The organism is Microbacterium sp. Bi128 (genome assembly GCF_918698205.1).
Window position 1 is genome coordinate 1 of record NZ_CAKKMM010000193.1, and the last position, 7423, is coordinate 7423.

General features: G+C 70.2%; 7 protein-coding genes. All 7 read left to right on the forward strand.

Features of this window, described 5'->3' with window-relative positions; all coding sequences use genetic code 11:
- The first annotated feature begins 131 nt into the window (after positions 1-131).
- Positions 132-1157 carry a tRNA (adenine-N1)-methyltransferase gene (locus LQV45_RS14115; protein ID WP_230007576.1) on the forward strand — a complete coding sequence of 342 codons (1026 nt, stop codon included), beginning with the start codon at positions 132-134 and terminating at the stop codon, positions 1155-1157.
- Between the two features lie 9 nt (positions 1158-1166).
- The gene (locus tag LQV45_RS14120; RefSeq protein WP_138175209.1) at positions 1167-2123 is read left to right on the forward strand and encodes an FKBP-type peptidyl-prolyl cis-trans isomerase; all 957 of its coding nucleotides are present in this window, start codon (positions 1167-1169) and stop codon (positions 2121-2123) included.
- 26 nt (positions 2124-2149) lie between these two features.
- The gene (locus LQV45_RS14125) at positions 2150-3142 is read left to right on the forward strand and encodes a YafY family protein (protein ID WP_230007577.1); all 993 of its coding nucleotides are present in this window, start codon (positions 2150-2152) and stop codon (positions 3140-3142) included.
- On the forward strand, positions 3139-4122 hold the full coding sequence (locus LQV45_RS14130) for a YafY family protein (RefSeq protein WP_230007578.1): 984 nt from the start codon (positions 3139-3141) through the stop codon (positions 4120-4122). Before LQV45_RS14125 ends, LQV45_RS14130 begins: the two co-directional genes overlap by 4 nt.
- Before the next feature lie 79 nt (positions 4123-4201).
- Positions 4202-4453, forward strand: a complete 252-nt coding sequence (gene tatA, locus LQV45_RS14135) for a Sec-independent protein translocase subunit TatA (protein ID WP_138175215.1) — start codon at positions 4202-4204, stop codon at positions 4451-4453.
- Between the two features lie 63 nt (positions 4454-4516).
- Entirely contained in the window at positions 4517-5275 is a 759-nt protein-coding gene (tatC, locus tag LQV45_RS14140) for a twin-arginine translocase subunit TatC (RefSeq protein ID WP_230007580.1), read from the forward strand.
- Positions 5272-7423 (forward strand): RNA helicase (locus LQV45_RS14145; protein ID WP_230007579.1); only part of this gene is annotated, 2152 nt, incomplete at its 3' end. The genes tatC and LQV45_RS14145, both read left to right, overlap by 4 nt.

The window sequence follows — 7423 nt, forward strand, 5'->3', positions numbered from 1 at the left end:
GTGCCGCTCGACGGACTCGGGGCGCACGCCCTGTGGCCGACGCTGGACGGACGCACCGCGGCCGACCTCGCCGCCCTTCACACCGCCCACGCCCCGGCCCTGACCACGGCCACGAACCCGCAGGAGACCCGATGAGCGAGACCCCGCACCTGAGCGGACCCTTCCGGGTCGGCGACCGCGTGCAGCTGACCGGTCCGAAGGGGCGGATGCACACCATCACGCTCCGCGAGAACGGCGAGCTCCACACCCACAACGGGGTCCTCACGCACGAACTGCTGGTCGGGCAGCCCGACGGCAGCGTCGTGACCAACAGCTCCGGCCACGACTACCTCGCCCTGCGTCCGCTGCTGCGCGACTTCGTGATGTCGATGCCTCGCGGTGCCGCGATCGTCTATCCGAAGGACGCCGCGCAGATCCTCGCCCAGGCCGACATCTTCCCCGGCGCGACGGTCGTCGAGGCCGGCGTGGGCTCGGGTGCCCTGTCGCTGTGGCTCCTGCGGGCGATCGGCCCGTCCGGCCGGCTCGTGTCGTTCGAGCGCCGTGAGGAGTTCGCCGACGTCGCCCGCGCCAACGTCGAGACGTTCCACGGCGAGCTTCCGTCCACGTGGGAGGTCGTCGTCGGCGACCTCGTCGAGAACCTCCCGGATGCCGTCGCCCCGGCATCCGTCGACCGCATCGTGCTCGACATGCTCGCGCCCTGGGAGTGCATCGACGCCGCCGCGGACGCGCTGACGCCCGGCGGCGTCGTGCTCTGCTACGTGGCCACGGCGACGCAGCTCAGCCGCGTCGCGGAGTACATCCGCGGTACGGGCCTGTTCACCGAACCGGATGCCTCCGAGACCATGGTGCGCGGATGGCACGTCGAGGGTCTCGCCGTCCGCCCCGACCACCGCATGGTCGCTCACACCGGGTTCCTCATCACGGCCCGGCGCCTCGCGCCCGGTGCGGTGCCGCCCGAGGTCAAGCGCCGCGCGTCGAAGTCGAGCTACGGCGACGAGGACGTGGAGCTGTGGACCCCCGGTGCCGTCGGCGACCGTGAGATCACCGACAAGAACCTCCGCAAGCGCGTGCGCGAAGCGCAGAAGGCCGCGGATGGAGTCCGACAGCGCGGCGGTGAAGAGGTCGCGGCGACGGAGACCCCCGACGCGACCGCCTAAACTGATCCGGTGCGCAGACTTCCCGCCCTCGTCGCCGTGACCGCCCTGGCCGGAATCGGCCTCGTCGGATGCTCGGCATCCGCCGGTACCGACGGCTCCGCCTGTGCGGCCCCCACCGCCGATCCGCGCGCAGCCGCGGCCGTGACCGTCTCGGGCGAGGTCGGGACGCCGCCCGAGGTGCAGGTGCGGTCGCCGTTCCTGCCGGACGCGCGTTCGGTGCAGACCGTGGTCACGGGCGACGGTGAGCGCATCACGCAGCCCGACCAGCTCGTGCTCCTCGACCTCACCGTGTACAACGGCGTGACGGGCGAGCGCATCGTGGGGTCGCGCTACGACGGCAACCTCAGCAACGCGCAGCCGCTGTCCGGCTGGGATGCCACCTTCCCCGACTTCTCGTCCGCGATCCTGTGCTCCACGCAGGGCTCCCGCGTCGTGGTCTCCCTGCCCTACGACGCCGTCGGTGCGCAGGCGGCCCAGGGTCTGCAGATCCCCGAGGGCGGCTCGGCCGTCGTCGTCGCCGACGTCGAGCGCGTGTACCTCCCCGCGGCCGACGGCGCCGACCAGTTCACGGCGGGCTTCGGTCTTCCGACGGTGGTCCGCGCGCCCAACGGGCAGCCGGGCCTCACGATCCCCGACGGCGACGCGCCGTCGGACGTGTCGGTGCAGACGCTGAAGAAGGGCGACGGACCCGAGTTGACCGCCGACTCGACCGCCCGCGTCCACGTCCTGGGCGTGGCGTGGAACGACCGGAAGCAGTTCGCGTCGACCTGGGGCAAGACCCCGATCACCGCCGCACCCTCGCAGTTGCCCGAAGAGCTCGCCGCGGCCCTCGAGGGCCAGACGGTGGGCTCGCAAGTGCTCGTCGTGGTCCCGGCCGACCAGACGGCTGCCGATCAGCAGGCGTTCCGCGCCCCGGCGGACACCGCTCTGGTCTACGTCTTCGACATCATCGGCGTCGACGGCTGAGTCCGGCCCGCGCCTAGGATGGGCGGGTGTCCGCCACCTCGTCCCGACCCGCTCCTGAGGAGCGTCTGGTCAACCTCGTCGTCGCCCTCATGGCGACCGAGCAGGGCCTGACGAAGGACACGATCCTGTCGTCGGTGGCCGGGTATCGCGAGCAATACGAAGCGGGCGCGTCGAAGGATGCGCTCGAGAAGATGTTCGAGCGCGACAAAGAGAATCTGCGCGGTCTGGGCGTGCCCATCGAGACGATCGGTGATCGCGCCGACCCCGAAGACCTGCGCGAGGCGCGGTACCGGGTGCCGACCGCGGAATACTCCCTCCCCGAGGACATCTCGTTCAGCCCCGCCGAGGTCGCGCTGCTGAACATCGCCGGCAGTGTGTGGGGGAGCGAGTCGCTCTCCGCGGACGCGCGGAGCGGTCTGCGCAAGATCCGCGCGCTGGGCATCGCGGTCGACGAGCCGATCATCGGCTACGCGCCTCGCATCCGCGCACGGGATGCCGCCTTCCCCGCGCTGCAGCGCGCGATCGAGCAGTGCCGCGTGGTCACGTTCAGCTATCTGCGTCCGGGCGACGCGCGGTCGCGCGAGCGTCGGATCCGTCCGCTGGCGCTGCTGGAGTACGAGGCGCGGTGGCATGTGTTCGGTTTCGACCTCACGATGGATGCCGAGCGCACGTTCCTTCTCTCGCGGATCGTCGGTGACGTCACGGTGACGCGCGAGCGTTTCGACGAGGCGCTGCGCGAGGGGGCGGGGGAGCGCGCCCTCGCCGGTCTCGAGTCCGTTGCGCGCCGTCAGCGTGCGCTGCTCGAGGTGCACCCCGGGACCGAGGCGGCGCTGCGGCTCTCACGCCGCGCCGACCCCGCGCCGCAGGGCATCGTCGTGCCCTACGTCGATCTGCACGTCTTCGCCGATGAACTCGCCTCGTACGGACCCGAGGTGCGCGTGGTTGCTCCCGACGACCTGCGCGACGAGGTCATCCGGCGCCTCCGTGCGACCCTCGCTCTGCACGGGGGTGCCGCGTGAGCTCCGATCGATCTCTGCCGGCCCTCGACCGCGCGGCACTGCTGCTGCAGCTCGTGCCGTACATCGTCGGCAAGGGTGAGGTGTCGATCGCCGAAGCCGCGGCCGACTTCGACGTCGCGCCCGACCAGATGCGGGCGATGGTCGAGCGCTTGACCGTCATCGGCCTCCCCGGCGAACGCGGGTACTGGCAGCTGCCGAACGAGCTTTTCGACATCGACTGGGACCTGCTCGACCGCGACGACGTGATCTCGATCACCAACACCGTCGGGCTCGAGCGCTCTCCCCGGCTCACGGCGCGCGAGGCCGCCGCCCTGCTGGCCGGTCTGCAGTTGACACGCACTCTGCCCGGAGTGGGCGACAGCGCTCTCGTGTCGGGGCTGCTGGCCAAACTCGCGCGGGGGGCGTCGTCGACGCCGCCGGCGGTGATCGTCGCTCCGGGGCCGGTCGACGGAGTCCGCGACGTCGTGGACCGCGCACTGCGTCGACACGTGGCGGTGTCCTTCACCTACCGCGCACCGGGTGCCGGCCCAACGACGCGGACGGTCGACCCGATCAAGGTGCACATCGCCGGCGGGCAGTGGTACCTGCAGGGCTGGTGCCACACTCGCGAGGCCGTCCGGACGTTCCACCTCGAGAGGGTGAGCGACCCCGAGCTCACCGACATCCCCGCGGTCCACGGCGCCGACCCCGTCCCCGAGCTGTTCGCCCCCGCGGACGACGAGGTCGTCGCACGGTTCCGCTTCCCCCTGGCCGTGGCTCCGCTGATGTCGGACTATCTCGAGCGCGCCACGATCGAGGCGGAGGGCGATGCAGCGGTGGCATCGATGCGCTTGGCCGACGAGCAGAGCCTGAAGCGTCTCGCCGCCCGACGCGGCGGAGAGGTGGAACTGCTCGAGCCCACCGGTGCCCGGCGGGCCGCAGCAGCGTGGGCGGCCGCCGGTCTCTCGCAGTACGCAGGAGATGTCTCGCCCGGAGGGTGAACGGCGGTCGTGCTCCGGCCGTCGCGGGCGGGGTCGGGTTAGACTGAATCCCAACGCCCGAACGAGACGAGGAGTTCTCATGCTAGGCAATCTCAACGGATGGCACCTGCTGATCGTTCTCGCGGTCATTCTGCTGTTGTTCGGCGCTGCGAAGCTCCCTGCGCTCGCGAAGAGCGTGGGCCAGTCGGCTCGCGTCTTCAAGAGCGAGATGAAAGAGATGAAGCGCGACGATGATGGAGCTGTCGCGCCCGAGGCTCCCCGTGCCACCGAGGCGAACGCCGCCCCGTCCGTCACGCCTGAGCGACGCGCCTCGAACGACACCTCTGCATAGCGCGTGACCACGGCAGGACCGCCGCGGATCGAGGTGCCGGAGGGACCGCGGCGAGACAAGCGCATGTCGATCGGCGCTCACCTCGTCGAGCTCCGCAAGCGCCTGATGATCGCCGCCGCGGGACTGATCCTGGGCATGGTGGTGGCCTTCATCGTCACGGACCCGGTCATCGCCTGGATCACTGAGCCCATCCGCGTCATCACGGAACGTCGCGGCGACGACTTCTCGGCGCTGAACTTCGCCAACGTGACGTCCGCGTTCGATCTGCGCATGCGGATCGCGTTCTCGATCGGCATCTTCCTCTCCGCCCCCGTGTGGCTCTGGCAGATCTGGGCGTTCATCATGCCCGGGCTCACGCGCAAAGAGATCCGGTACACGGTCGGCTTCGTCGCGGCCGCGGTTCCGCTGTTCTTCATCGGGTGCTGGGTCGGCATGCTCATCGTCCCGCACGTCATCGAGCTGATGTGGGGCTTCACGCCCGAAGGCGGCGTCAACTTCTACAACGCGTCCGACTACTACGACTTCGTCTTCAAGCTCATGATCGTCATCGGCGTCGCGTTCGTGCTGCCGGTGTTCCTCGTGGCGCTCAACGTCGCCGGCATCATGAGCGGGCGCGCGATCCTCAAGGGCTGGCGCGTCGCCATCATCATCGCCACGGTGTTCGCGGCCCTCGCCACTCCCGCCGCCGACGTGGTGAGCATGCTCATGCTCGCCGGCATCCTGATCGTCCTGTTCGTCGCCGCGGCCGGCGTATCGATGCTGTTCGACCGGCGCAAGGCCCGTCGCGCCGTCGCAGCGGGACTGCCAGGATCGACCGCGTGAGTGGACTGAGCCCCGCCGACCGTTTCGCCCGGGCGTCCGCCCGCGCACAGCATCCCCTGACCGCCGACTTCGCGGAGTCGCAGCGGTTCGAGCTCGATCCGTTCCAGCTCGCCGGATGCCAGGCCCTCGAGGACGGCCGCAGCGTGCTCGTCGCCGCGCCCACCGGCGCGGGCAAGACCATCGTGGGCGAGTTCGCGATCCACCTGGCGATGCTCGAGCCGGGCGACAAGGCGTTCTACACGACGCCCATCAAGGCGCTGTCGAACCAGAAGTTCCACGAGCTGCAAGAGGTGTACGGCGACGACGAGGTGGGCCTGCTCACCGGCGACACCAACATCAACGCCTCCGCGCGGATCGTCGTGATGACGACCGAAGTGCTGCGCAACATGCTGTACGCCGACTCTCCGGCCCTGCGCGGCTTGCGGTTCGTCGTGATGGACGAAGTGCACTACCTCGCCGACCGCTTCCGCGGTGCCGTGTGGGAAGAGGTCATCATCCACTTGCCGCGCTCGGTGCGGTTGGTGTCGCTGTCGGCGACCGTGTCCAACGCCGAGGAGTTCGGCGACTGGCTCGACACGGTGCGCGGCGACACCGAGGTGATCGTGTCCGAGACGCGGCCCGTCCCGCTCGAGCAGCACGTGCTCGTACGGGGAGACCTGCTGCCGCTCTTCGACGATCGCGCCGGGGTCGCGACCGCCCAGGTGAACCAGGAGCTGCTGCGCATCCGCGGCGGGCACGCTTCGACCTACGACAACAATCGCCAGGCGCAGCAGTACCGGTCGGCACGTCACGCCGGCGGCCGACGTCAGCCGCGAGGAGGGCAGCGCCCGGTCCGCGCCGCGCAGGCCCCCCGCATCGAGCGCATCGACCGTCCGCAGGTCGTCGACCTGCTGCGACGCAATCACCTGCTGCCGGCGATCTTCTTCATCTTCAGTCGGGCCGGCTGCGACGCCGCCGTGCAGCAACTGCGGCGGTCCGACGTGCGGCTGACCTCGTCCGAGGAGCGCGCCGAGATCCGTCGCGTCGTCGACGAGCTGACGTTCGCGCTCAAGGACGAGGATCTCGCGGTCCTGCGCTTCTGGGAGTGGCGCGAGAACCTCGAGCGCGGCCTCGCCGCCCACCACGCCGGGCTGCTCCCGGCCTTCAAAGAGGTCGTCGAAGAGCTCTTCCGTCGCAAGCTCGTCAAGGTCGTCTTCGCCACCGAGACCCTCGCCCTGGGCATCAACATGCCCGCCCGCACCGTCGTGCTCGAGAAGCTCGAGAAGTTCAACGGCGAAGCGCGCGTGGCCATCACCTCGGGCGAGTACACGCAGCTCACCGGGCGCGCCGGTCGGCGCGGGATCGACGTCGAGGGCCACGCCGTCGTGCAGTGGACTGAGGGACTCGAACCGCAATCGGTCGCGGCGCTGGCCTCGCGCCGCACGTATCCGCTGAACTCGAGCTTCCGGCCCACGTACAACATGGCCGTGAACCTCATCGACCGGTTCGGTCGTGCCCGCGCGCGAGAGATCCTGGAGTCCTCGTTCGCGCAGTTCCAGGCCGACCGCTCCGTCGTGGGGCTCGCTCGCCAGGTGAAAGAGGCTGAGGAGTCGCTGGCGGGGTACGAAACCGCGATGACGTGCGATCGCGGAGATTTCCGCGAATACTCCACGATCCGTCGTGAACTCTCGGATCTCGAGAAGATCAATCGCCGCGATGCGACGGCCCCGCGACGTCTGCGCGACGAGCGGCAGCAACAGATCCAATCACTGCGGCGCCGGATGCAGCGGCATCCCTGCAACTCGTGCCCCGACCGCGAAGCCCACGCCCGGTGGGCCGAGCGCTACTGGAAGCTCAAGCGCTCGACCGACAAGACGCGGCAGCAGATCGACCAGCGCACCGGCACCGTGGCCCGGGTGTTCGACCGCGTCGTGGATGTGCTCGCCGCCCTGGAGTACGTCGAGATCGACGCCGACGGCTCGACGGAGCTGACTCCGGCGGGGCGGACGATGCGCCGCATCTACGGGGAGCGCGATCTGCTCGTGGCCGAGTCTCTGCGCCAGGGGCTCTGGAAAGACCTCGATGCGCCGTCGCTGGCGGCGCTGGCGTGCTGCCTCGTCTACGAGCCGCGCCGCGACGAAGCCGGGCCGGGGGGGAGGGGTCTGCCCC